The organism is Bradyrhizobium huanghuaihaiense (genome assembly GCF_007830635.1).
GTDB lineage: Bacteria > Pseudomonadota > Alphaproteobacteria > Rhizobiales > Xanthobacteraceae > Bradyrhizobium > Bradyrhizobium huanghuaihaiense.
Genome location: NZ_VLLA01000011.1, coordinates 48,620 through 73,104 on the forward strand (window position 1 = coordinate 48,620; position 24,485 = coordinate 73,104).

Sequence of the window (24,485 nt, forward strand, 5' to 3'; positions counted from 1 at the left end):
CGAGATCCCGGGTTCGGTCCTTACGGACCGCCCCGGGATGACGGCTGTGCCGTCAACTCGCCTCCGCCAGCAGCGACAATTGCCGCGGCTGCGGCTCGGTCTGGGTCTGGTCGGTGAGGTGGGTCGGGTAGGCCCCGGTGAAGCAGTGGTCCGAGAACTTCGGATTGGCGGGGTCGCGGCCGGGCTCGCCCATGGCGCGGTACATGCCGTCGATCGACAGGAAGGCGAGCGAGTCGGCGCCGATGATCTCGCGCATCTCCTCCAGCGAATGCGTCGCGGCCAAAAGGCCACCGCGGTCGGGCAGGTCGATGCCGTAATAATCGGGATAGAGGATCGGGGGCGAAGCAAGGCGGAAATGCACTTCCTTGGCGCCGGCATCGCGCATCATGCGCACGATCTTTTTGGAGGTGGTGCCGCGCACCAGCGAGTCGTCGATCAGGATGATGCGCTTGCCTTCGATCGCGGCGCGGTTGGCCGAGTGCTTCATGCGCACGCCGGATTCGCGGATCGCCTGCGTCGGCTGGATGAAGGTGCGGCCGACATAGTGGTTGCGGATGATGCCGAGCTCGAACGGCACGCCGGAATACTGGCTGTAGCCGACGGCGGCGGGCACGCCGGAATCCGGCACCGGCACGACGACGTCGATCGGCACGTGGCTCTCGCGCGCGAGCTGCGCACCGAAGGCCTTGCGCACCTCGTAGACCGAGCGGCCGTGGACGATGGAATCCGGCCGGGAGAAGTAGATGTATTCGAAGATGCAGGGGCGGGGCGCCATCGGCGGGAACGGCTTGTGGATGTCCTGGCCGTTCTCGTCGAACACGATGACTTCGCCGGGCTCGATGTCGCGCACGAAGCGCGCGCCGATGATGTCGAGCGCGCAGGTCTCCGAGGTCAGGATCGGGCAGCCGTCGAGTTCGCCGAGCACGAGCGGGCGGATGCCGCGCGGATCCCGCGCGCCGACCAGCTTCTTGTTGGTGAGCGAAACCAGCGCATAGGCGCCCTCGATCTCGCGCAGCGCGTCGATATAGCGCTCGATGAAGCGGGCGCGCTTGGAGCGCGCGACCAGGTGCAGGATCACCTCGGTGTCGGTGGTCGACTGCATCATCGCGCCGTGCTTCACGAGCTCGCGGCGCAGCGTCAGGCCGTTGGTGAGGTTGCCGTTGTGGGCGACCGCGAGGCCGCCGGCGTTGAGCTCGGCGAACAGCGGCTGCACGTTACGCAGGATGGTGGCGCCGGTGGTGGAATAGCGGACATGGCCGACCGCGACATTGCCGGGCAGGCGGTCGATCACCTCGCGGCGGGAGAAGGTATCGCCGACGAGGCCGAGGCGGCGTTCCGAGTGAAAGCGGCTGCCGTCGTAGGAGACGATGCCGGCGGCCTCCTGGCCGCGGTGCTGGAGGGCGTGGAGGCCGAGCGCGGTGATGGCGGCGGCGTCGGGGTGACCGTAGATGCCGAAGACGCCGCATTCCTCGCGTAGCGTATCCCCTTCCAGATCGTCCTGAAGCTCCAGCGCGGACGGTCCCAAGCCGGCCTTGGCGTCGAGATCAAGTTGAGCGTCCTGGTCAGGGTGTCGCATCTCGTTCGCGCCTCTCTCTGGGCTCAAGTCAACGTGCCGCGGGTTTCTCGATCAGTTTCTTCAAACTGTCACGAGCCGGTTTACTGTATCCGTCGCCACCGCCCGAAGGCTGCTGCTCGGAATCAGCTTGATCATCATCTGGTTTGTTTTTCTTGAATCTCTTCAAGATGGTGTTCTCGGGGTCGTCAGGCAAGAGGGCCATCAGCCAATCCCCGGTTCCCTGGAGCACGACACGGGATTTCGCCCCCGTGACCCAGTCCGGGCGCTGCTTGTCCGGCACCAGCCAGGTGAAGAACAGGAAGGCGACCACGACGATCAAAAGCCCGCGAGCCAGGCCAAACAGGAAGCCGAGGGTGCGATCCAGCGCGCCGATGCGCGAATCCAGGATCATGTCGGAGATCCGGACCGTGATCACGGACACCACGACGAGGGTACCGACGAACACGCCGGCGACCACGACCACGCTCGCCACCGTATCGTTGTTGAAATAGGTCTTCGCGGTCGGCAGCAGCTTCGAGAACGAATAGAGCGTCACGATCGCCGCGGCGCCCCAGGCCGCGATCGACAGGATTTCGCGCATGAAGCCGCGGACCATCGCGAGCAGGCCCGAGATCAGCATCACACCGAGCAGGATCAGGTCGAGGAGTGTTACTGGCATCGGCTGGTCTGGTCCGCTCGTACTTCAAAGGTGCTCAGCGAATCGGTGTTTGGCCGCCGCCCTAAAAGAGGGGTAGACGGCGTTCCCGGCAAGGCCGCAACCACGCAATCCCATGCTGCTTTTGTGACGGCTGTATAGCGGCGGTGGCCTCCGACGTCACCTCCGGCTACCCCTCTCCACGGCGGAATCTTGCCGGTGTGGCATTTTTCTCTGCCGGTGCGCCGGATTCGCCCCGGCGGGAGCCCCGGGCGGCGATCTCGGCCACCAACGTGGTCAGGCTGTTGACCGCGTTCAGGGACAGTCCGGCGTCGCCGCCAGCATCGCCGCCACGGGCCGATTCGGGCAGCACAGCGCGTTTGAAGCCGAGCTTGACCGCTTCCTTGAGCCGGGCGGGGGTCTGCGCCACCGGGCGGATGACGCCGGAGAGCGAAATCTCACCGAAATAGACCGCATCGGTGGGTAACTGCGCGTTAACCAGAGAGGAAACCAACGCCGCCGCGGCGGCCATATCGGCTGCCGGCTCGTGGATGCGCAGGCCGCCGGCGACGTTCAGATAGACGTCGTGGCCGGACAGCTTGACCCCGCAATGGGCCTCCAGCACCGCCAGCACCATCGAGAGCCGGCTCTGGTCCCAGCCGACCACGGCCCGGCGCGGGGTGCCGAGCGAGGTGGGCGCCACCAGCGCCTGCAATTCGACCAGAACGGGCCGGGTGCCCTCGATGCCCGCAAAGACTGCGGTGCCGGGCGTGCCCAGATCGCGCTCGGAGAGGAACAGCTCGGAGGGGTTGGTGACCTCGCGCAGGCCAAGGCCGGTCATCTCGAACACGCCGATCTCGTCGGTCGGCCCGAAGCGATTCTTGACGGCGCGCAGGATACGGAATTGCTGCGAGCCTTCGCCCTCGAACGACAGCACGGCGTCGACCATGTGCTCGACCACGCGGGGGCCGGCGATCTGGCCGTCCTTGGTGACGTGGCCGACCAGGATGATGGCAGCGCCGGTCTTCTTCGCAAAGCGGATCAGCGCCTGCGCCGAGGCGCGCACTTGCGTGACCGTGCCCGGCGCGGATTCCACCGTGTCGGTCCACATGGTCTGGATCGAATCGATCACGATCAGCCGCGGCACCGCGCCCTCCGACAGCGTCGAGACGATGTCCTCGACCGAGGTCTCGGCGGCAAGCTGCACCGGCGCATCCGACAGCCCAAGCCGTTCGGCGCGCAGGCGCACCTGCGCTACCGCCTCTTCGCCGGAGATGTAGACGATGCGGTGTCCCGCACGCGCCATCATGCTGGTCGCCTGCGTCAGCAATGTCGATTTGCCGATGCCGGGATCGCCACCGACGAGCAGCACGGAGCCGCGGACAAAACCGCCGCCGGTGACACGGTCGAGCTCGGTCATCCCGGAGGACAGGCGCGGCGCATCCGGGCTCTTTCCGGCGAGGCTCTCCAGCGCGAAGGTCCGGCCCTTGCGCTTGGAGCGGATCGAGACCGGCACGCTGCCGCTGGTGTCTTCTTCGGCGAGCGTATTCCACTCGCCGCAGGACTCGCACTTGCCCTGCCAGCGGTTATAGGCCGCGCCGCAGTTCTGGCAGACGAAGGAAAGCGTGTTCTTGGCCATCGGGGGATGTTGAGTCGGAGGTGTCGGGGTCTGCTGATAGCACGAAATGGCCGGCCCTGAGCCCGATCATCCCGCGCCGCATATCGCAATTCAACACGACCGGTACACGCTTTGTTAGCTCTAGGGAGCCGCGCCGCGCCGGACTTTGCCAAATGTTAGCGGACCCAGGTCCAGTTTCGGAACCGATACGGGATGGCGCCAAGAATGACGATATTTTTGCGGATAATGCTCGCCGTGGGCATGGCCTGCGGCGTGCTGGCGCCGGCCGGCGGTATCGACGCGGCTGCCGCCAAATCTCTCAACATCGTCTTCGTGAGCCCCGGCAAGACCGGCGAGGTCTACTGGGACATGGTTGCCCAGACCATGCGGGCCGCCGGCCGCAAGCTCGATGCGCATGTCGAGGTGCTGACCAGCGAGCGCAATTACCGCACCATGCAGGAGCTCGGGTTCGGCGTGGTGGCGCGGGCCGACAAGCCCGACTTCCTCATTCTCTCGAACGAGGAATCCGCCGCCGTTCCGATCCTGGAGGCGGCCGAGGCCGCCGGGGTCAGGACGCTGCTGCTGTCGAACACGCTGATCGGCGAGGACGCGAAGCGTCTCGGGCCGCCGCGCCAGAACCTCAAGTCCTGGCTCGGCGACATCACGACCGATCTTCAGACCGCGGGCGCGCGGATGGCGAATGCACTGATCAGCGCGGCGCGTGCCGAGAAATGGCAGAGCCCGGACGGCAAGATCCACATTCTCGGCATCGGCGGCGACGAGATCACGCCGGCCTCGATCGCGCGCAACGCCGGTCTCCAGCTGGCCGCGGACGCCGCGCCCGACGTGGTGGTGGACCGGATGCTGTTTGCCAACTGGACACAGTCCGAGGCCGAGCAGGTCACGGCGAATTATCTTCGCTGGGCCGCGCGCAAGGAGATCCGGCCCGCCGGCATATGGGCCGGGAACGATCCGATGGCACTCGGCGCGCTGCGCGCGATCACTGCGGCCGGCCTCGTGCCCGGCCGGAACATCGAGGTGGTCGGCCTCAACTGGTCGGAGGATGCGCTACGCGAGATCAAGGCCGGCCGTCTGCTGCTGAGCGACGGTGGGCACTTCCTGCTCGGCGGCTGGTCGATCGTCCTGCTCCGCGACTACGCCGATGGCTGCGATTTCGCCGACGTTTCGCCCCGGGTCGAGGTCAAGACGTCCGCGATCACGCGCGACAATCTCGGCTCGGTCGGCGACCTCATCAAGACGCGCGCCTTCGACCGGATCGATTTCACGCGGTTCAGGGCGAAGGCGGGACATTGCGGCCAGTATGACTTTTCCCTCGATGCGCTGGTCTCGTCCCTGCCGCTTCCGGACGGCGTCGGTGATTGATGAAGCGTGAGGCGATGACCGATCCGGACGGCAACGGGCAGGCAGCGCCGCCGCGCTTGCGCTCGGTCGTCCGCGCGATGATCTGGGCCACCGTGCCGGTCCTGCTGCTGGTGCAATTGCTCGCCTCCGCCGGTGTCGAGGCCACCAGCTTCTGGTCGCAGATCCGGCAGCTCGATGCCCGCATTGCCCGCACCGCCGAGAGCCGCGCCGAGCTGATCGCCGAGCCGCTCTGGAAGATGCGTTATGACCAGGTCACGGGCGTGCTCAACGAGATCATGCACGACGAGACCATCGCGGCGGCGGCCGTCTATGACGACACCGGCGTTGCGATTGCCCGCGTGGTGGCGCGCGCCTCGGACCAGGCGGTCGCGGAAATCTCGCGCCCCATCAAGTACAGCAACGGCAACATCGCCGTGCAGGCCGGACGCATCGCGATCGCTTATTCCTATGCGACCGTGTATGCCGACACCGGCAGCCGGCTGATGCTGCTGCTCATCGTCGGCCTGCTTGCAACGCTCGCCACCGTGGTGGCGATGCGCATCTCGGCCAACATCTTCATCGGCAGGCCGCTCGCCGCGATCATGTCGGCGATCCAGCGCAGCAAGCAGGACGGCCGCGCCTATCCGGCCGAGATCAGATCCGCGAACGAATTCGGCCAGCTCGCGCAGGCCTTCAACGCCATGCAGCACACCACGTCGGGCGCGCTCGACCGGCTCGGGCACATGGCGTCGCACGATCCGCTGACGGGCCTGCCCAACCGGCGCTCGCTGTCGGAGCGCCTCGTGACCTTGAGCGATGCCGGCTCGCCGGACTCCCTGATCGCCTTCTGCTTCATCGACCTCGACGACTTCAAGGGCATCAACGACACCTTCGGTCACGATGCCGGCGACAGGTTCCTGGTCCACATCTCCGAACGTCTTCGCGAGGCGGTCGAGCCGCAGGACTGGGTCGCGCGGCTCGGCGGCGACGAGTTCGTCGTGATCCGTCCCGAGGTCAGCAACGAAGCGACGGCGCAGGCCTTCGCACGCCAGCTGCTGGATGCGATCTCCGAGCCGATCCGGCTGCACGACAAGCAGGTCGCGCCGCGGGCCAGCATCGGTCTTGCCGTGCGTCGCGCCGGCGACCCCGAATTGTCGCATCTGCCGGCGCTTGCCGACATTGCGCTCTACCATGCCAAGAGCAAGGCGCCCGGCACCGTCGCGGTGCTGGACGAAGCGCTGCAGCGCGACTACCGCCGCCGCAGGGATCTCGAGCTCGCCATTCCCGCAGGCTTCGCCGAGGGGCAGTTCGAGGTCTGGTATCAAGGCCAGGTCGACCTCGAGAGCGCGGCCGTCGTCGGGCTCGAGGCGCTCATTCGCTGGCGTCACCCTGACCATGGCGTGATCGGCCCCGGCGAATTCCTGCCGCTGATCGAGCGCAGCGGCAACAATGCGCGGCTGACGCGCTATGTGCTGACCGACGCCTGCCGCGCGCTGCAACGTCTGGCCGCCGCCGGCAGGCCGGATATCAGGATCGCGATCAATCTGCCGCCGTCAGAGCTCGCCGACCATTCGCTTGCTGCCGAATTGCGCGCGACCTGCGCGCGCTTCGATGTCGCGGCATCGATGCTCGAGCTCGAGATCACCGAGGGCTCGCTGATCAACAACATCGCCAGCGCCTCCGAGACGTTGCATCGCCTGCGGCGGCTGGGAGCCACGATCGCACTCGACGATTTCGGCACCGGCTACTCTTCGCTCGCCCATCTGCGGCGGTTCCCGCTCGACAAGGTCAAGATCGACAAGGCCTTCATCAGCGAGATTCCTGACAGCGCCGAAGACAAGGCGATCGTCGGCGTCATTGCATCGCTTGCCGGCACGCTGGGGCTTACGCTTGTCGCCGAAGGCATCGAGCGGACCGAGCAGGCCGCGGCCATGCGCGAGATGGGCGTGACGCTTGGGCAGGGCTATCTCTACCACCGGCCGCAGCCGCTCGCGGCCGTGCTGCAAGGGCTCGAGGGGCGGACCGGCGAGGGCCGCGTCCGCATCGACAGCCCGTCGGTTGCACCCGAATTCGCCGCCTGAGCGCCGTTCGTTACGGCTGCGCCGCGTTCCAGAGCATCGAGAGCCCGGCCGCGATCATGATCGCGTCCATCAAGAGGCGGAACACGTCCGGCTTCAGGTGCAGCACGAAGCGTTTTGCGATGAAGGCGCCCGACATCAGCGAGCCCCCCGCGATCAGGCCTTTGACGAAGACATCGCCGGTCAGCGCGCCGAAGCGTTCGAAGGTCACCGATTTCGCGAAATAGAGCCCGAGCGAGGAGGCGGCCTCGGTGGCGAGGAAGGCGCCTTTGGAGAGGCCGTAGAACAGGAACAGCGGCACGCTGAGCGGGCCGGTCGAGACCACGATGCCGGTGAGATAGCCGATGACGGCGCCGCCGATCGCGAGATGCCAGAGATTGGCCTTGAGGTCGTGCCGCGCCAGCCAGTGCCGCACCGGCACCATCGCGATCAGGAAGACGCCGATGGCGAGATCGACGGCGTGCGAGGGCAGGGCCAGCAGCGTCCGCGCGCCGAGGGCTGCGGCCGGAATGCCCGTCACCGAATAGGCCGCGCAGGCCCGCCAGTCGACTTCGCGCCACCAGGCCAGGATCCGCGAAAAATTCGCCATCACCGAGGCCACCGCCATGATCGGCACGGCCTCCTTGGGTCCGTAGGCATAGACCAGCACCGGCATCAGCATGATCGACGAGCCGGTGCCGACGATGCCGGAAATGGTGCCGGCGATGAGGCCGACGGTGAGGACGAAGAGAAAGGCCAAGGGCAGGGCTCCGAGAATCGGACGAGTGTAGCCGGGGCAGGGGGCATGCGTGAATGGCGATACCCGTTCTCGTGTCCCGGACGCGCTGCAATGCGCAGCATTGCTGCGCTGAGCCGGGACCCAGAAAGCCGCGGAGTTCGCTGGTGCATGGGCCCCGGCTCTGCAGCGCATCACTTCGTGCTGCGCTGCGTCCGGGGCACGAGAGCGCAACGACGGAGGATCGGCAGCAGCGCGGCCGTCAGGCGAGCGATGAGATCGCGCCACGCATCGGCATGCCGGCCTGCGCGCCCGGCGTGAGGCATTTTTGGGCCGCCGCTTCGCATCCGACCTGGAGGGCGGTTTGCAGCGGAACCTTCTCGCTGAGCATCGCGGTAAACGCGCCGACGAAGGTGTCGCCGGCCCCGGTGGTGTCCACCGGCGTGATGCGCGGCGCGGGCGCGCGCAAACGGGTTCCGTCCGCTGCGACCGCGAGAGCACCTTGCGCGCCGGCCGTCACGACGCAGGTGAGATCTCCGGCCCTCGCGAGTGCCGCGGCTGCGGCTTCATAATCGGACGGGGCAATGCCGACGGCTGCGGCGGCATCCAGCGCCTCGTGCTCGTTGACGAGAAGATAGTCGGTGACCGCCAGAAGCTCCGTGACCATGGTGCGGGTCATGGTCTCCGGAACGGGCGCGAGATTCCAGATAACGGTGCCGCAGGACAATGTCGTCCGGCGCGCCGCCTCCAGCGCCTCTGCGAACGGCACCTCCATCTGCAGCACCAGCACCGTGTCGGGACCGAAAGGCTCGGCTGGCAGGTCAGCGGCGCTCGCGGCCATGTTGGCGCCGCTGGCCACCGTGATCGCGTTCTCGCCGGATTGATCGACCGTGATGAAGGCGCAGCCGGTCGGCTCGTCGCCCCTGACGACGAAAGCCGTGTCGACGCCGTTCTCCCGGAGGTTCTCGATCGCGCTGTCGCCAAATCCATCCCGGCCGACGCGGCCCGCCATCCGGACTTGTCCTGGTCCAGCAATCCGCGCGGCGGCGACGGCCTGGTTGGCGCCCTTGCCGCCGAAATGGGTCTGGTAGGACGGGGCGAGCACCGTCCGGCCGGGGCCCGGAATGACCGGGACCTGTGCGACCAGATCGACGTTGAGCGACCCGAACACCAGGATCATGGCGGGGATGTCAGCCTTGCTCGTCCATGACGCGCAGTTTTTCGACGCGGCGGCGGAAATCCTCGTCGGTGGAGAATTCAGCGGAGAGGTAGGATGAGACGAGGTCCACGGCGAGCCAGGCGCCGACGATCTGCGCGCCGATACACATGACGTTCACATCGTCATGCTCGACGCTCTGATGCGCCGAATGCACGTCATGGCAGACCGCGGCGCGGATGCCCTTCATCTTGTTGGCGGCGATGGAAGCGCCGACGCCGGTGCCGCACACCATGATGCCACGGGCGGCTTCGCCCGAGGTCACTTTCTGCGCCACCGCCCGGGCGATGTCGGGGAAGTCCACCGGCTTGTCGTCATAGGAGCCGACGTCGACGATGTCGTGGCCGAGCTTGCGGATATGGTCGATGACAGTCTGCTTGAGCGGCCAGCCGGCGTGGTCGGATCCGATGACGAGACGCATATGATGTCCTTCTTGATTTGGCATTGTCCGTGACAGCCGCAAAACGGCTGTCACGGTTCTCGTGGTTTCAGCTACGCATGTCCGCCGGCAGATCGACGCCGTGGAATTTCTTGTAGATCGCGTTGAGCTTGCCGTTCTTGACGTTCTCGGTGATCCAGGCGTTGAGCTTGTCCATCAGGCGCTGCTCGCCCTTCTTCAGGCCGATGGCGAGGTCGAAGGTCGCCAGCGGAATCCGGGACTCGAATACGCGCGAGGGATTCTTCACCCCGATCTGGTTGATGATGGTCGCGGACGAGCCGACGCAATCGACCTGGCCGGACACGGCCGCGGTCACCATGGTGGCGTCGTCGTCGTAGCGGGCGATCTTGAGGTCCTTGTCCTTCATGTTGGACAGGGTGGTGTCCTGTGTGGTGCCGCGCGAGACGCCGATCGACTTGTCCTTCAGGTCCGGCCAATCCTTGACCGTCGACGACTTCATGCAGCCGACGTCGGATTGCGGCGTCGCTTAGCGCTTGGTGAAGTCGATCACCTTGGCGCGTTCGGGCGTCACCGACAGGGTCGAGATGATGATGTCGGCCTTGCCGGTGAGGACGTTGGGGATGCGGGTCGCCCCCGTGGTCTGGATGAACTCGAGCTCGAGCCCCCAGTCCTTGGCGAGCAGCTGCGCGACCTCGACGTCCGAACCGGTCGGCTTCATGCTCGAGTCCATCATGCCCGAGGGCGGGATGGCGAGGTCGGTCGAGATGCGGATCTTCTTTGCCTGCGTGATGTCGTCGAGCAGGTCGGCGGATGCCGGCGTCGCCGCCATCATGATGAGGCCGCACAATGCGGCGGCGGTGCCCAGCAATGTCTTGTTTGTCATTCTTGGTTCTCCTCTCCCTGTTATGATTTTAGATTTCCCGTCCCCACGAATTGTGTAAGTTCGGGTGTGGTCGGCGACGTCAGGATCGAGGCGGGTCCGGTCTCGTGGACCTTGCCGCGATGCATGAACACGATCCGGTCGGCGATGCCTTTGGCAAAGCCCATCTCGTGGGTGACCATCACCATGGTCATGCCGTCCGCCGCGAGTTGCTCGATCACCTTCAGCACCTCGGCGGTGAGCTCGGGATCGAGCGCGGACGTGACCTCGTCGAACAGCATGACCTTCGGCTGCATCGCCAGCGAGCGGGCGATCGCCGCGCGCTGCTGCTGGCCGCCGGAGAGCTGCTCGGGATAGGCGTGCAGCTTCTCCTCGAGCCCGACCTGCGCCAGCACTTTTCGCGCGAGATCCCTGGCCTGGGCCGTTGCCATGCCCTTCACCGCGCAGGGCGCGAGCGTGATGTTCTGCTCGATCGTGAGGTGCGGAAACAGATTGTAGCTCTGGAACACGATGCCGACGTCCTGGCGCAGTGCGCGCAAATCGACGTCGGGGCGATCGACCCGGTGGCCGCAGACGACGATCTCGCCGCCGTCGACCTTCTCGAAACGGTCGATGCAGCGCAGCGCCGTGCTCTTGCCGGAGCCGGAGCGGCCGATCAGCGCGAGCACTTCGCCGCGCTCGACGGCAAAGGAGACGCCGTCGAGCACCCGCAGCGGGCCGAAGCTCTTCTGCACGTTGCGAAGCGAGACGATCGGTTCGGAAGAGGAGTTCTGCTGCATGTCAGGCCGGTGCGAGGTTGGACCTGCCGCGCCCCATCCGCCGCTCCAGCCTCTGGCTGAACAGCGACAGCGGATAGCACATGGCGAAATAGGTGACGGCGATGATGGCGTAGATGGCGAACGGCTCGAACAGCGAGTTGTTGACGATCTGGCCCGAGCGCATCAGCTCGACGAAGCCGACCACCGAGGCGAGCGAGGTGTTCTTGATGATCTGCACCATGAAGCCGACGGTCGGCGGCGTCGCGATGCGGATCGCCTGCGGCAGGATCACCTTGATCATGCGCTGCGTCCGGCTCAGTGCGAGGCCTTCGGCGGCCTCCCATTGCGGCTTCGGCACGGACTGGATGCAGCCGCGCCAGATCTCGCCGAGATAGGCGGCGACGTAGAGCGTGAGCGAGGCGCTGGCGGCCGTGAGGGGCGAGACCTTGAGGCCGATCGCGGCGAGGCCGAAATAGCCGAGGAACAGGATGACGAGCAGCGGCGTGCCCTGAACGAGCTGGACATAGGTTGCGCTGGCGAGCCGCACCGATTTCAGCGGCGAGATCCGTGCCAGCGCGATGATGAAGCCGACGATGCCGCCGCCGATCAGTGCGATCACCGACAGGCCGATGGTCCACAGCGCGCCCTGGCCGAGGAACATCAGATGGTTGATGTTGAGATGTCCGCCCATGCTCATCTCACAGTGGCGTGCCGAGCCGGCGCCGGCGCGGGAACAGCACGAGGCCGAGGCCCCAGAAGCCGGCGCGCATCACCAGCGACAGGATGACGTAGAGCACGGCGACGATGATGTAGGTCTCGAACGCGCGATAGGTGTCCGACTGGATGTAGTTGGCGACCGCGGTGAGCTCCTCGGCCGAGATCTGCGAGCAGACCGAGGAGGCCAGCATCAAGAGCACGAACTGGCTGGTCAGCGCCGGATACACCTTCTCGACTGCCGGCAGCAGGATGATGTGCCAGTAGATCTGGAGCCGCGACAGCGCCAGCCCTTCGGCCGCCTCGATCTGTCCGCGCGGGATCGCCTCGAAGCCGGCGCGCATGATCTCGGCGGTGTAGGCGCCGACATTGATGGTCAGCGCGGCCACGGCGACCGCGAAGGCGGAGAATTTCAGCCCGAGGCTGGCGAGGCCGAAATAAACCAGGAAGATCTGCACCAGGAGCGGCGTGTTGCGGATGGTCTCGACATAGGCCTTGCAGGCGCCCGCGATCAGCGCGTTGTGCGTGCCGCGTCCGACCGCCGCGAGCGTGCCGAGCAGGGCGCCGAGCACCGTCGCGAACGCGGCAAGCTCCAGCGTGAGGACGGCGCCGGCGAGAAAACTCGGCCAACGCTCCAGCACTGCGGGAAAGTCGAGTTGCAGGCTCATCGCCGTCGCTTCAGCCGGTTGTCTGGTTGGTCATGCGATCATAGACGCGGAACAGCGCTTGGTTGCCGTTGCTGCCTTCGCCATGGGCGCGCGCATCGACATATTGGCTGGTGACCAGCGCGGTGCCGGGCAGGGGCACGTTCAGGGCCTGCGCGTGCTCCTGCACCAGGCGGAGGTCTTTGAGCTGCAGATCGATCCGGAAGCCGGCGGATACGTCGCCCACGATCATCGCGGGGCCGAGCTTGTCGAGCATCCAGGAGGCGGCGGAGCCACCGAGCAGCACCCGGCGCAGCAGATTGAGATCGAGGCCCGAAGCGCGTCCGAGCGCCAGCGCCTCGCAGATCGCCTGGATGTTGATGCCGCAGATCAGCTGATTGCAGAGCTTGACCGTCTGGCCGGCGCCGGACGCGCCGACATGGGTGATGGTGGTGCCCATCGCGCGGAAGAACGGCTCGGCCTGCGCGAAGGCGGCTGCATCGCCGCCGGCCATGATCGAGAGCGCGGCGTTCTTGGCGCCGACTGGCCCGCCCGAAACCGGTGCATCGATGAAGCTGACGCCAATCTTTTGCAGGTCGGCATGGATGCGGCGGACCGCGACCGGCGAGATCGTGCTCATGTCGACGATCAGCTTGCCTGTTGGTGGCGACTTCAGGAGGCCGTGCTCCCCGTAGATGGTCGCCTCGACGTGGGGCGTGTCGGGCAGCATGGTGATGACGATATCGGTGCCTTCCGCGGCATCGGCGGGACTCTTGGCGCGCGTCGCGCCGTCCTTGACGCTGTCGGTCAATGCGGCCTCGTTGAGATCGAAGACGCGGACCGCGTGGCCGGCCACCAGCAGGTTGCGCACCATCTCGCGGCCCATCGTGCCGATGCCGATGAAGCCGACCTTGCCCTTGTCGTTCCGTCCCATGTTATCGATCCGTTTCTTGGTTGGTTTATTGGTTCGTCCGCGATCAGCCTGAAGCGCTGGTCTTGTCGATGTCGCCGACGACGGCGCGCCTGCGGTATTCGTCGCCGATGGCAAAATGCTTGCGCAGCGTCGCGTCCGCGCGCTCGGGATCGCGCGCGATCACGGCTTCGAAGATGCGACGGTGATCGTCGATCAGGTAGGTCTTCATCGACGGGAAGGCCTGCACCAGCTCGCGGCGGCTGCGATGCGAATGCGTCAGCAGGCCCGCCATCGAAGAGTGCAGCACCGTCAGCGTCTCCGAATGCGAGGCGACGACGATGGCGCGGTGGAACTCGAAGTCGGCCATGCCGCCGGCATCGGCCTCGTCGATCGTCTCTCCGATCTTGGCGAGGGCGCGCTGCAGGCGTTCGAAATCGGCGATGTTGGCGCGCTCGCAGGCGAGCCGGATCGCCTGGCATTCGATCGCGACGCGCGCCTGCATGACGTCGTCGAGCATGTCGGCCTGCTGGGCCAGCGCGAAGGTGAAGAAGTCGTTCAGCACGGAGACATCAGGCCGGGTCACCACGGTGCCGATGCGGTCGCGGATCTCGACGATGCCGAGCACGGTGAGGGCGCGCAGCGCCTCGCGCACGATCGGCCGGCTGACGCCGAGCAGGGTTGCCAGCTCGCGTTCGGAGATGAGGCGGTCGCCCGGCTTGAGCGAGCCCGCGAGCAGGCGCTCGCGCAGGAAGGCGAACACCTTCTCGAACCCTTTTTCGCCCTCAGTGGTCCGCTTGAGCTCCATTTCCATCCCGTTTTGGTCTGATCTTGGTCAGACCAGTATGCTAACCAAGCGGCTGAGGTCAAGAGGACAGGGACGCGTGGCTGGGAAGCGGCGAGGCGGCTTCAACAAGGCGCCTGCCAAGGCATTGAATCGCCTAGGGCCGGCTACTGTGCATGGGGTTGTTTTTCGTATTTTGTTGGCCCGCCTTGCTGCTGACAGCATGTTGGCAGCAGCGGCGGGCTACGACCATCTCCTGACAAACGGGGAGAGCGGGACATGCCGATCGAGGCAAGCTGTCATTGCGGAGAGACTGTGTTCGAGGTGACGGAGGCGCCCTCCAGCGTCACGCGCTGCACCTGCTCGCTCTGCGCCAAGCGCGGGGCGCTGTGGGCCTATTACACGCCGGCGCAGTTTCGCCTGCTGTCACCGGCGGACAACGTTGCGACCTATCTCTGGGGCAGCCGCATGGTCAAACATCATTTCTGCGCCAATTGCGGCTGCGGCACCTTTTCGGAATCGCCGGACTGGTCGAGCGGCAAGCCCGATTTCGACAATCCCAAGGTCGCGGTGAACGCGCGCCTGTTCGACGATTTCGATCTCGATGCGGTGCCGATGAACATGATCGACGGCAAGAATCTGTGGTGAGCATGAGGGCACGCGCATCTCTGCTGCGCGCCCGTCCTCTTGAGGCCCGGTTGAAAAGCTGATTTGTTTCCACCTCTAGAAAAAAGGGAGGAAACCCATGATGCGTCTTTTTGCGCGAGTGGTGTTTGCAATGTGTCTGGCCGTTGCAGCCGGCTTCAATGCACAGGCGCAGACCAAGCCGAAGGTCACTTCGCTCGGGCCTGACTTCCCCAAGGCCGCGCTGTTCGTCGGCAACAGCTTCTTCTATTACAACAATGGCATGCCCGGGCATCTCACCTTCATGGAGCGAGCCGCCGATGCCGCCAACAAGGCGGCCTATCGCAACACCATGGTCACGATCGGCGGCTCCGGCCTCGACTGGCACGACATGGACAATCTGCTGCGGGCGGGCGGCATCGGCGCCTATTCCTTCGACGAGCAGAACGTCGTGATCTTCAACAAGCCGGGCAGGCAGTTCGACGCCGTCGTGATGATGGATTGCAGCCAGTGCCCGATCCATCCGCAATTGAAGGACGCGTTCACGACCTTTGCGAAGAAGGACAGCGAGATCGTCCGCGCCCACAGCATGCGGCCCGTGCTGTTCATGTCCTGGGCCTATGCCGACAAGCCCGAGATGACGGACGGACTGGCCGAGGCCTACACGCTTGCCGGCAATGCCAACGACGCGCTCGTCATTCCCGCCGGTCTCGCCTTCGCGCGTGTGCGCAAGCTTGCGCCCGAGCTCAATCTCTATGCCCCGGACAAGCGGCATCCGAGTCCGGCAGGCACGTATCTTGCGGCGTGCGTGACGTTCGCCGCGCTGAGCGGCCGCACGCCGGTCGGCAATTCCTACAACATGGGCCTCGATGCGGAGACGACGCAGCTCTTGCAGAAGGCGGCGTGGGACACGGTGCAGGAATATTACGGGCGCTGACTTGGCGAGATCTCGTAGGGTGGGCAAAGGCGCGCATGCGCCGTGCCCACCATCTGTCTCCGTAAACCAATTTGGTGGGCACGCTTCGCTTTGCCCACCCTACGGCAGCTCGCTCATTTCAACACCACCCACGCCGGCGCATGATCGCTGGCGCCATCCTCGCCACGGACCTTCTTGTCGACACCGGCTTTCGCAAGGCGCGGCGCGAGGGCAGGGCTGAGCAACAGGTGATCGAGCCTGAGCCCCGCATCGCGCGGCCAGCGGTTTCGCTTGTAATCCCAGAACGTGTAGATGCGCTTCTCCGGATGCAGCGCGCGGATCGCATCGCACCAGCCTTGCTCGACCAGCGAGGCAAAGGCTGCGCGGCTCTTGGGCTGGATCAGCGCGTCCTTGTCCCACGAGCGCGTCGGGTAGATGTCGATTTCCGTCGGCGCGACGTTGTAGTCGCCGGCGAGCACCACGGGCAGGTCCTCCTTGATGAAGGTTTTGGCGTGGCGCTTGAGGCGTGCGAACCAGTCGAGCTTGTAGTCGAATTTCGGCCCCGGCTGCGGATTGCCGTTGGGCAGGTAGATGCTGGTGACGATGATCCCGCGGACGGCGGCCTCGATGTAACGGGCTTCGTGATCGTCGCGGTCACCCGGCAGGCGATCGCGCGTGAGCACCGGCTCCGTGTTGCGCGCGAGGATGGCGACGCCGTTCCACGTTCTTTGTCCACACCACACTGCGCCGTAGCCCGCCTTTTCGATGGCCGCGGCCGGAAATTCGCCATCACTTGCCTTCAACTCCTGAAGCGCGACGACATCGGGCTTTGCCGCGCGCAGCCATGCCAACAGATTGGGCAGGCGGCGGTTGATGTTGTTGATGTTGAATGTCGCGATCTTCATGTAGAGCTACCGGCTCCCGCCTTCCGTCACCCGGAGATACAATGTCCAAGTTGAGCTTTGCCGCTATTGCTTTCGTCGTCGCGTTCTCCGGGGCTACTTCGGCACAATCAGCCGAAACGCGCGGCGCGTGCAAGGCGGACTACGACAAATTCTGCGCCGGCCTCGCGCCGGGCGGCGGCATCGTCGCCTGTCTCAACGCCAAGCGCGACCAGCTCAGCGCGACCTGCAAGGCAGCGCTGGACAGCAGGAAGAAGAAGTAGACATCGTGTCCCGGACGCGCGTAGCGCGAGCCGGGATCCAGAAGGCGACGCGGTATCCTGCTGAGAGATGGGCGCCGGCTCTGCAGCGCATCGCTGAACCGGACGATGCTTCGCATCGCCGGGGGAGCGCTGCGCTGCGTCCGGGGCACGAGAGCGTCGCTTTAGCCCGGCAGCGGCGGCGGGCTTGCAGGCTGCTCGATCGGCGGCGAGGGCGGCTGCTCGGCTGCCGCCGCCGGAGCCGGCCTTGCCAGCGGCTCGACCACGTTGCCGCCCTTGTAGACGCGGGCATAGCGGTGACCGAGGCTGGTCAGCACCTCGTAGCCGATGGTGCCGAAATGATGCGCGAGCTCGTCGACGGTGATGCCTTCGCCGAGCAGCGTCACCATGTGGCCGCGCCGCACCGCGTTCGGCGGCAGATCGGTGATGTCGATCGCGATCAGGTCCATGGAGACGCGGCCCGCCACGGGGCAGCGTTTGCCCGCGACGATCACCTCGGCGCCGCGGGTGCCGTCGTTGGAGCTGGCGGCGCGGAAATAGCCGTCGGCATAGCCGACCGCGATGATCGCCAGTTTGGTCGGCCGGCGCGCGGTCCAGGTGCCGCCATAGCCGACGCTCTCGCCGCGCTCGACATTGCGGATCTGCACGATGCGCGCCTTGAGGTCGACGACCTGCTGCATCGGATTGTCGGCCTCCGGCGTCGGGTTGACGCCGTAGAGCGCAGCGCCGGGTCGCACCAGGTCGAACTGGAAGGGGGCGCCGAGGAAAATACCGGACGAGTTGGCGAGCGCCGCAGGCACGCCCGAGAATTCGCTGGCGATGGCGCGGAAGGCCGCGAGCTGCTTGGCATTGACGGGGCTGTTGAGCTGCTCGGCCGAGACCAGATGGCTCATGACGAGCGTGATGCCGTGATCGCCGGCGTTGATGCGGGGAATGATGGCCTGCGCTTCCGACAGCGTCAGCCCGAGACGGTTCATGCCGGTGTCGATGTGGATCGCGGCGCCGCCATTCCAGCCGGTGCGGCGGCAGAACACGTCCCATTCGGCGAGCTCGTTGAGATCGCCGATCACCGGCCGGCAGTTGATCTGGGCGTAGTGCTCGCCGGTGTTCTGGAAATAGCCGCCCAGCACGTAGATCGTGGGCTCCGGCACGGCCGCGCGCACCTTGCGGGCTTCCTCGATGGTGGCGACGAAGAAGGTCTTGCAGCCGGCCTTGCTCAGCGCACGCGACACCTGCTCGGCGCCGCAGCCATAGGCGTCGGCCTTGATCACCGCCGAACATTCGGCCGGCACCGCCGTCTTCTCGAGCTTGCGCCAGTTGGCGATGATCGCGTCGAGATCGACGGTGAGCACGCCGCCGTAAGCAGCGAGCGCGGCAGCCTGATTGGCCTCCGCGGAGAGAAGGCCGGATTGCGGGTTCATTTTCGGGTCGGACGCCATTGTCATGGCGCCGTTTTACGCAAGAGGCGGGTCTGGTTCAAGAAACTCAGTAGTCGTTGCCGCTGCGAGCCGGCAGCTGACTGTCAGGCGCGAGATCGCCGAACCGCGTGACCGAGGCTTCGAACGCCAAATCGACGGTGCCGGTCGGGCCGTGGCGCTGCTTGCCGATGATGACCTCGGCTTTTCCGTGCGCAAGACTCATGTCAAGCTGCCACTTCTCGTGTTCAGGCGTGCCTGGGCGGGGCTCCTTCATCGCGAGGTAATATTCCTCGCGGTAAACGAACAGCACGACGTCGGCGTCTTGCTCGATTGAGCCGGATTCGCGCAAGTCGGAGAGCTGCGGCCGCTTGTCGTCGCGGGATTCGACCTGGCGTGAGAGCTGGGACAGCGCGATCACGGGAACGTTGAGCTCCTTGGCGAGCGCCTTCAGGCTGGTCGTGATCTCCGTGATTTCCTGCACGCGGCTGTCGCTGGCGCGCTTGCCTGAACCTGACAGCAGCTGGATGTAGTCGATCACGAGTAGATCGAGGCCCTTCTGGCGCTTGAGTCGGCGCGCGCGTGCCATCAGCTGTGCGATCGACAGGCCGCCGGTGGCGTCCACATAGAACGGCAGCGATTGCAGCTCGATCGAGACCTCCCGGATCTTGTCAAAATCGGCTTCCGAGATGCCGCCGCGGCGGATGTGGGAGGAGGGAATGCCGGTACGCTCGGCCACGATACGCGTGGCGAGCTGGTCGGCCGACATTTCGCAGGAGAAGAAGCCGATCACGCCGCCATTGGCGGCCTTCATGGTGCCGTCGGCCTGGAGTTCGCCGACATAGGCCTTGGCGACGTTGTAGGCGATGTTGGTCGCCAGCGACGTCTTGCCCATGCCCGGGCGACCCGCCACGATGATGAGGTCGGAGTGCTGCAGGCCGCCCATCTTGGTGTCGAGGTCGCGCATGCCCGTCGAGATGCCGGACAGCTTTCCGTCGCGCTGGAACGCCTTTGCAGCGAGATCGACGGCGACCGCCAACGCCTGCGAGAATTTCTGGAAGCCGCCGTCATAGCGGCCGGACTCGGCGAGTTCGTAGAGCTTTCGCTCGGCGTCCTCGATCTGCGCCCGTGGCTGGAAATCGACCGGGGCGTCGTACGCGACATTGACCATGTCCTCGCCGATGCCGATCAGGTCGCGCCTGAGCGACAGGTCGTAGACGGTGCGACCGTAGTCCTGGGCGTTGATGATGGTGGTCGCTTCGGCCGCGAGCCGTGCCAGATATTGCCCGATGGTCATGCCGCCGACATCGGTATCGGCGGGCAGGAAGGTCTTCAACGTCACGGGTGTGGCGATCTTGCCCATCCGGATCAGGCTGCTGGCGGTCTCGAAGATGGTTTGGTGCAGCGGCTCGAAGAAATGCTTCGCCTCCAGGAAGTCGGAGACGCGGTAGAAGGCATCGTTGTTGACCAGGATCGCGCCCAGAAGGCTCTGTTCCGCCTCGATATTATGCGGCGCGCTCCGGTAGGCGGGAGTTCCCGGCTCGGGCGCGAGTTTGAGAACGTTCGAATCAGTCAGGGCCATGGTCGGCGTGCTTAGCAATTTTCTTGGGCAGATGCGGGGCCCGGGATAAAGCGCCGCCTCAAGCCAAAGCGGAAGCGAAAGCTGTCCGCTATCAACCGCTCAGTTAAAATGGTGGATGATTAGCAGCCGCAGCACGCGCCGCGCTTGACGGATTTTGGCGGAACTCGCCCGTCCCAAAGGCAGCCGCCCCTGGTCATGGAAAAATCCTGAAACCATGAACCTTATGGATTGGCGCGCAGACCTATCTGGAAGCGCGCGAAATGACGCGCACTGGCCGCTTTCGGCTCGGCTTCAGACCAGCAGGAGGTAGACCAGCGCAACAAGCGCCGCCCCAACGCCCGTGGCGATCAGGGCGTAATCGGTGCGGAGGTCGTCCTGCACGTCAAATGAGGTTTGGGTCTCTTTGCTCATGGCGACGGTCTAAGCCGGACCCGACCAGACTTATGTGAAGCAGATCACATCTCCCCGGAATCTTTCGGGGTAGGGCCGGAACAGGCAGGCGGGCAGGGGATTGTCCCAACCCGCGACGGGAAGACGAGGCGAGCGATGCGGCCAGAACGGCAGCAGCAGATTTGGCGGAGCGAGGCAGGCAGCCGACTGTGGCTGTCCGGGCTGATCGCGGCCATGCAGCACGCCGAGCGCCCCGAAGTGCGTCGCCAGCCGATCGCACCGGAGATCCTGGACGAAGTGCGGGCGCAATTGGCGTTAACGGCCTCTTTCCGCGCGTCCCCGATATCGACGCTGCGTCATTAGAACCTATTCACCTGCAAGCTTCAGCCTTGTCCTGGCGCCGCCTTCGATGGCGCGCAGGCGGGATTCATTGCGTGCGATGTAGTCACGGGTGATCGGCACCACGCCCTGACGCTTGGTGAGCTGGATCTGGAAGTTCATCATGGCCTGCTTGCGGAACGTCATCTCGCAGGCCGCCAGATAAAATTCCCACATCAGCGCGAAGCGCTCGTCGTAGAGCTGAACCGCCTCCTCGCGCCGGGCCATGAAGCGCTCGCGCCAGGCTTTCAGCGTCTCGGCATAATGCAGGCGCAGAATCTCGATGTCGCAGACCAGAAGGCCCGCACGCTCGATCGCCGGCAGTACCTCCGACAGCGCGGGGATGTAGCCGCCGGGGAAGATGTATTTGGCAATCCAGGGATTGGTCGAATCCGGCCCTTGCGAACGGCCGATCGAGTGCAGCACCATGACACCGTCCTCGTTCAGGAGTTCGGCGCAGCGCTGGAAGTAGGCGTCGTAGAACCTCGCCCCGACATGCTCGAACATGCCGACCGAGACGATGCGGTCAAATGGCCCGTCGATGTCGCGATAGTCCTGGAGCAGGAATCGGGCCGATCCGGTCAGGCCCTTTTCGGCCGCGCGCGCATTGGCGATCTGCAGCTGCTCGGTCGACAGCGTGACGCCGGTGACGTCGGCACCCGCGATCTCGGCGAGATAGAGCCCGAGCCCGCCCCAGCCCGAGCCGACGTCGAGCACGCGCTGGCCGCGCTTGATGAGCAGCTTGGCTGCGATGTGGCGCTTCTTGGCAAGCTGTGCATCGTCGAGCGTCGCGTCCTGCGTCTCGAAATAAGCGCAGCTATATTGCTTGTCGGCGTCGAGGAAGAGCGAATAGAGCCGGGCGTCGAGATCATAGTGATGGGCGACATTGGTGCGGGAACGCGAGCGCGGATTGAATTGTTTCAGGTGCCGCGTCAGATAGCGCAGGTGCCACCAGGGCTTGGCCCACTGCGGCAATAGGTCGGGTTGATTGAGCAGGATCGCGAGGGCATCAGCTATGGTACCGCGTTCGACCACGAACTCGCCGTCCATATAGGCCTCGCCAAGCCCGAGCTCGGGATTGACGAGGATCTTCCGCTCCGCCTCCGGAGTGACGAAGCGCACCGCGACCGGCTCGCCAGAGCCGTCGCCGACAGTGAACTTCGACCCCGCCGGCGTGGTCACCGTCAACGACCCGCGGCGGATGAATTGAGACAAGAATCGACGCAACAAACGGTCCATCGACACCTTCCTCTCGAGCGAACCCGAAGAGATGCGACTAAGCCGGTCTTCACATCTGACGCTCAGGTCCCGCTCGGGTTCCTATGCGTTTGCATCTAAATTTAGGGGCGGTGTTCCGAACCCGCTATTGCGTTGTGTTCAATGCGGATATTCGAAAAGCGCTTAACCACACCCTTGCGCGGGCAGCCTGCTTCCATTCGCGGCTCAATCCGCTAAAAGGTGACCCGCCGGCGCCGCCGGATTGCCGGCTGTGCGGAAAATCAATGGAGATGATGGGAATGTCGAGCCGAGCGCTTAGCCTCGCGACGGTATTGCTTCTGATCGGCTTCGGCGCGACCGATGCCGTCCTTGCGCAGGCGACGAACCTCGAGGCCGGCAAGACCCCCTCCCAGCTCTTCGCGCAGACCTGCAATGCCTGCCACAAGAGCCCGCGGGGACTGCTGAAGTCCGTGGCGCCGGGCTCGCTGCCGGGCTTCCTGCGCCAGCACTACACCACGAGCCCGGACATGGCGGGCATCCTCGCCTCCTATCTCGTCTCCAACGGTGCCACCGACACCCGCTACCAAGCCAAGGACGGCAAGAAGGACGGCCCCAAGGAGAAGGAAGCCGCCACGGCTCCAGGCCAGACGCCCGAACATCAGGGCCGCCGTCAGCGCTCCCAGGAGGCGGCCAAGCCGGAGGGCGAGGGCGCAACTGCGCCCGCTGAGGGGCGCCAGAAGCGCGCCGCGCGGCCGGCCGAAGAGGGCGCCAAACCCGAGGGCCAGCCCGCGCCAGAGGGACGCAAGGCTAAGCGTCGCGGCAAGCCCGGGACCGAAGACGCAGCGAAGGTCGATGCCGCTGCGCCGGCCACTGAAGACAAGAAGAGCGAGCCAAAGGCGGAAGCCAAGCCCGAGACTGCGAAGGTGGACTCCGGTGAAGCCAAGTCCGACAGCAAGCCCGCCGAGGCCAAGCCTGATACCGCCAAGGTCGAGCCGCGCGATCCGGTGCCGCAGGTGACTCCGGCTCCGCCGGCCGCCGCAAAGCCCGCCGAGCCGGCCGTGCCCAAGGCGGCGGAAGAGGCGGCTCCCAAGCCGGCTGCGCCTGCCGCAAGCTCCGAACCGGCGGCCAGGCCGCCGGAGCCGGCGCCCGCGACCGCTGTGGCCCCGCCGGCGGCGGAATCCTCCGGCCCGCCGACCCCGCCGATCTCGCGGTAAGCCCCACATCCTGCGATCAACTTGCGAAGGCCGCGTCATCGCGGCCTTCGCGTCGTCTTGACCGCAATTGGAGCAATACTCTAGAGTGTTGCTCCAGGAGGCGTCGATGACGGCCAGCGTGCGTGACGATCTGTTGGCGGCGGGGCTCGCCGTGTTCGATCGCGTCGGTTTTGACGGCGCGACGGTGGCGGCGATCCGCAGCAAAGCGCGCGCCTCCAACGGCAGCTTCTTTCACGCGTTCAGTTCGAAGAAAGAGCTGGCCGGCGCGCTGTTCCTCGAGGTGCTCAGGAACTATCACGCCGCGGTGCTGGCGGCGCTCGACCCTGTTCCCGATGCCGAGCAGGGCATCGATCGCCTGATCCGCGCGCACCTCGACTGGGTCGTCACCAGCCGGCGCGAGGCGCGCTATCTCTTCGAGATCTCGCGCAGCGAATGGGGCGAGGATGTCCGCGATGCCCAGCGCGCGCAGAATGCGCGGCTGGCCGAGGGCATCGAGCGCTGGCGTGCGCCGCTGGTTGCAAATGGCGAGCTGCTGCCGATGACGCCGGTGATGTTCGTCAGCCAGTTGATCGGCCCGGCGCAGATTTTTTGCCGCGCCTTTCTGTCGGGGCGTGATCGCGCCGATCCACGCAGCGAAGTCGACATGCTGATTGCCTGCGCCAACCGCGCGCTGCGTCCGTTCGATCGCATCAACAAGCAATAAGGAGAGGCCGCATGCGAACCGAAGCAGATCCCGACTTTGAGCCGATCGCCGCGCGCATCCACGCCAATGTCGGCCGGCAGGGCTTTATGAACCTGGTCGGTGCCGAGCTGTCGGATCTGTCGCGCGGCAGCTGCACCATCGCGGTGGAGCGGCGGCCGGAGCTGTTGCAGCAGCATGGCTTCTTCCACGGCGGCGTCACAGCCTTCCTGGTCGACAATGCCACGACGATCGCGGCGGCCACCTCGCGTGGCCAGCCGGCGCTGACGGCGGAATACAAACTCAATTTGTTGTCGCCCGCGGTCGGCGAGAAGCTGATCTGCCGCGCCCGGGTGATCAAGCCGGGCCGCCAGGTCTCGGTGGTCGCCGCCGACGTGTTCTGCGTCAGCGACGGCGTGGAGAAGCATACGGCAACCGCACTCGCCTCGATCGCGATGCTGAGCGAGGACGTCGGCGCCAAAACGAAAAGCCCGGCCGCCTGAGGCGACCGGGCTGATCTAGATCTCGTCATTCCGGGGGATGCGAAGCATCGAACTATGGTGCGCAATTGCGCACCTGAGAATCTCGAGATTCCGGGTTCGGTCCTGCGGACCGCCC

General features: G+C 65.7%; 24 protein-coding genes and 1 pseudogene. 9 read left to right on the forward strand and 16 right to left on the reverse strand.

Features of this window, described 5'->3' with window-relative positions:
* Positions 1–52: 52 nt before the first annotated feature.
* The 3 genes from purF to radA form a co-directional block, all read right to left on the reverse strand.
* A complete protein-coding gene (gene purF, locus IQ16_RS22160) occupies positions 53–1,576 on the reverse strand; it encodes an amidophosphoribosyltransferase (RefSeq protein WP_018646075.1) in 1,524 nt (507 codons plus the stop codon).
* Positions 1,577–1,604: 28 nt separating this feature from the next.
* Entirely contained in the window at positions 1,605–2,234 is a 630-nt protein-coding gene (locus IQ16_RS22165; protein WP_018646074.1) for a CvpA family protein, read from the reverse strand.
* A gap of 166 nt (positions 2,235–2,400) precedes the next feature.
* Positions 2,401–3,849: a DNA repair protein RadA gene (gene radA, locus IQ16_RS22170; protein WP_018646073.1), complete on the reverse strand. Its 1,449-nt coding sequence runs from the start codon at positions 3,847–3,849 to the stop codon at positions 2,401–2,403.
* 204 nt (positions 3,850–4,053) lie between these two features.
* Here radA and IQ16_RS22175 point away from each other — a divergent pair, with 204 nt between their 5' ends.
* On the forward strand, positions 4,054–5,211 hold the full coding sequence (locus tag IQ16_RS22175; protein ID WP_244635807.1) for an ABC transporter substrate-binding protein: 1,158 nt from the start codon (positions 4,054–4,056) through the stop codon (positions 5,209–5,211).
* Positions 5,212–5,225: 14 nt separating this feature from the next.
* Positions 5,226–7,271 carry a putative bifunctional diguanylate cyclase/phosphodiesterase gene (locus IQ16_RS22180; RefSeq protein WP_026312469.1) on the forward strand — a complete coding sequence of 682 codons (2,046 nt, stop codon included), beginning with the start codon at positions 5,226–5,228 and terminating at the stop codon, positions 7,269–7,271.
* Positions 7,272–7,281: 10 nt separating this feature from the next.
* Here the strand turns inward: IQ16_RS22180 and IQ16_RS22185 are convergent, their stop codons facing one another.
* The 9 genes and pseudogenes from IQ16_RS22185 to IQ16_RS22225 all read right to left on the reverse strand — a co-directional run bounded on the left by IQ16_RS22185 (position 7,282) and on the right by IQ16_RS22225 (position 14,313).
* The gene (locus IQ16_RS22185; protein ID WP_018646070.1) at positions 7,282–8,007 is read right to left on the reverse strand and encodes a sulfite exporter TauE/SafE family protein; all 726 of its coding nucleotides are present in this window, start codon (positions 8,005–8,007) and stop codon (positions 7,282–7,284) included.
* Between the two features lie 238 nt (positions 8,008–8,245).
* Entirely contained in the window at positions 8,246–9,163 is a 918-nt protein-coding gene (locus IQ16_RS22190) for a ribokinase (protein ID WP_018646069.1), read from the reverse strand.
* A gap of 10 nt (positions 9,164–9,173) precedes the next feature.
* Complete coding sequence (gene rpiB, locus IQ16_RS22195) at positions 9,174–9,620, reverse strand: ribose 5-phosphate isomerase B (RefSeq protein WP_018646068.1); 447 nt, start codon at positions 9,618–9,620, stop codon at positions 9,174–9,176.
* 67 nt (positions 9,621–9,687) lie between these two features.
* Positions 9,688–10,482 (reverse strand): annotated as a pseudogene (locus IQ16_RS22200) (transporter substrate-binding domain-containing protein).
* Between the two features lie 20 nt (positions 10,483–10,502).
* Entirely contained in the window at positions 10,503–11,258 is a 756-nt protein-coding gene (locus IQ16_RS22205; protein WP_018646066.1) for an amino acid ABC transporter ATP-binding protein, read from the reverse strand.
* Position 11,259: 1 nt separating this feature from the next.
* Positions 11,260–11,928, reverse strand: coding sequence for an amino acid ABC transporter permease (locus IQ16_RS22210; RefSeq protein WP_026312468.1), 669 nt, complete (start codon positions 11,926–11,928; stop codon positions 11,260–11,262).
* A gap of 7 nt (positions 11,929–11,935) precedes the next feature.
* Positions 11,936–12,619, reverse strand: coding sequence for an amino acid ABC transporter permease (locus IQ16_RS22215; protein ID WP_018646064.1), 684 nt, complete (start codon positions 12,617–12,619; stop codon positions 11,936–11,938).
* A 10-nt stretch (positions 12,620–12,629) separates the two neighbouring features.
* Entirely contained in the window at positions 12,630–13,529 is a 900-nt protein-coding gene (locus tag IQ16_RS22220) for an NAD(P)-dependent oxidoreductase (RefSeq protein ID WP_018646063.1), read from the reverse strand.
* 43 nt (positions 13,530–13,572) lie between these two features.
* Positions 13,573–14,313 carry a FadR/GntR family transcriptional regulator gene (locus tag IQ16_RS22225; protein WP_018646062.1) on the reverse strand — a complete coding sequence of 247 codons (741 nt, stop codon included), beginning with the start codon at positions 14,311–14,313 and terminating at the stop codon, positions 13,573–13,575.
* A 255-nt stretch (positions 14,314–14,568) separates the two neighbouring features.
* Between IQ16_RS22225 and IQ16_RS22230 the strand changes: the two genes are divergently transcribed.
* Both IQ16_RS22230 and IQ16_RS22235 read left to right on the forward strand, forming a co-directional pair.
* Positions 14,569–14,937, forward strand: coding sequence for a GFA family protein (locus tag IQ16_RS22230; RefSeq protein ID WP_018646061.1), 369 nt, complete (start codon positions 14,569–14,571; stop codon positions 14,935–14,937).
* A 97-nt stretch (positions 14,938–15,034) separates the two neighbouring features.
* On the forward strand, positions 15,035–15,850 hold the full coding sequence (locus IQ16_RS22235) for an SGNH/GDSL hydrolase family protein (RefSeq protein WP_018646060.1): 816 nt from the start codon (positions 15,035–15,037) through the stop codon (positions 15,848–15,850).
* Between the two features lie 113 nt (positions 15,851–15,963).
* Here IQ16_RS22235 and IQ16_RS22240 read toward each other — a convergent pair whose 3' ends face one another.
* Complete coding sequence (locus IQ16_RS22240) at positions 15,964–16,734, reverse strand: exodeoxyribonuclease III (RefSeq protein ID WP_018645342.1); 771 nt, start codon at positions 16,732–16,734, stop codon at positions 15,964–15,966.
* A 41-nt stretch (positions 16,735–16,775) separates the two neighbouring features.
* Here IQ16_RS22240 and IQ16_RS22245 point away from each other — a divergent pair, with 41 nt between their 5' ends.
* Positions 16,776–16,994, forward strand: coding sequence for a hypothetical protein (locus tag IQ16_RS22245; protein WP_018645344.1), 219 nt, complete (start codon positions 16,776–16,778; stop codon positions 16,992–16,994).
* A gap of 161 nt (positions 16,995–17,155) precedes the next feature.
* Here the strand turns inward: IQ16_RS22245 and alr are convergent, their stop codons facing one another.
* Positions 17,156–18,430 (reverse strand): alanine racemase, encoded by a 1,275-nt coding sequence (gene alr, locus IQ16_RS22250; RefSeq protein WP_018645346.1) that lies wholly within the window; start codon positions 18,428–18,430, stop codon positions 17,156–17,158.
* A 46-nt stretch (positions 18,431–18,476) separates the two neighbouring features.
* Positions 18,477–19,988 (reverse strand): replicative DNA helicase, encoded by a 1,512-nt coding sequence (locus IQ16_RS22255; RefSeq protein ID WP_018645348.1) that lies wholly within the window; start codon positions 19,986–19,988, stop codon positions 18,477–18,479.
* Between the two features lie 546 nt (positions 19,989–20,534).
* Here IQ16_RS22255 and IQ16_RS22260 point away from each other — a divergent pair.
* A complete protein-coding gene (locus tag IQ16_RS22260; RefSeq protein ID WP_018645352.1) occupies positions 20,535–20,741 on the forward strand; it encodes a hypothetical protein in 207 nt (68 codons plus the stop codon).
* 3 nt (positions 20,742–20,744) lie between these two features.
* Here the strand turns inward: IQ16_RS22260 and IQ16_RS22265 are convergent, their stop codons facing one another.
* Positions 20,745–21,995, reverse strand: coding sequence for a cyclopropane fatty acid synthase (locus IQ16_RS22265; protein WP_026312373.1), 1,251 nt, complete (start codon positions 21,993–21,995; stop codon positions 20,745–20,747).
* Between the two features lie 278 nt (positions 21,996–22,273).
* Here IQ16_RS22265 and IQ16_RS22270 point away from each other — a divergent pair, with 278 nt between their 5' ends.
* The 3 genes from IQ16_RS22270 to IQ16_RS22280 all read left to right on the forward strand — a co-directional run bounded on the left by IQ16_RS22270 (position 22,274) and on the right by IQ16_RS22280 (position 24,370).
* On the forward strand, positions 22,274–23,188 hold the full coding sequence (locus IQ16_RS22270; protein WP_026312374.1) for a hypothetical protein: 915 nt from the start codon (positions 22,274–22,276) through the stop codon (positions 23,186–23,188).
* 106 nt (positions 23,189–23,294) lie between these two features.
* The gene (locus tag IQ16_RS22275; protein WP_026312375.1) at positions 23,295–23,891 is read left to right on the forward strand and encodes a TetR/AcrR family transcriptional regulator; all 597 of its coding nucleotides are present in this window, start codon (positions 23,295–23,297) and stop codon (positions 23,889–23,891) included.
* Positions 23,892–23,902: 11 nt separating this feature from the next.
* Positions 23,903–24,370, forward strand: coding sequence for a PaaI family thioesterase (locus tag IQ16_RS22280; RefSeq protein ID WP_018645360.1), 468 nt, complete (start codon positions 23,903–23,905; stop codon positions 24,368–24,370).
* Positions 24,371–24,485 lie beyond the last annotated feature (115 nt).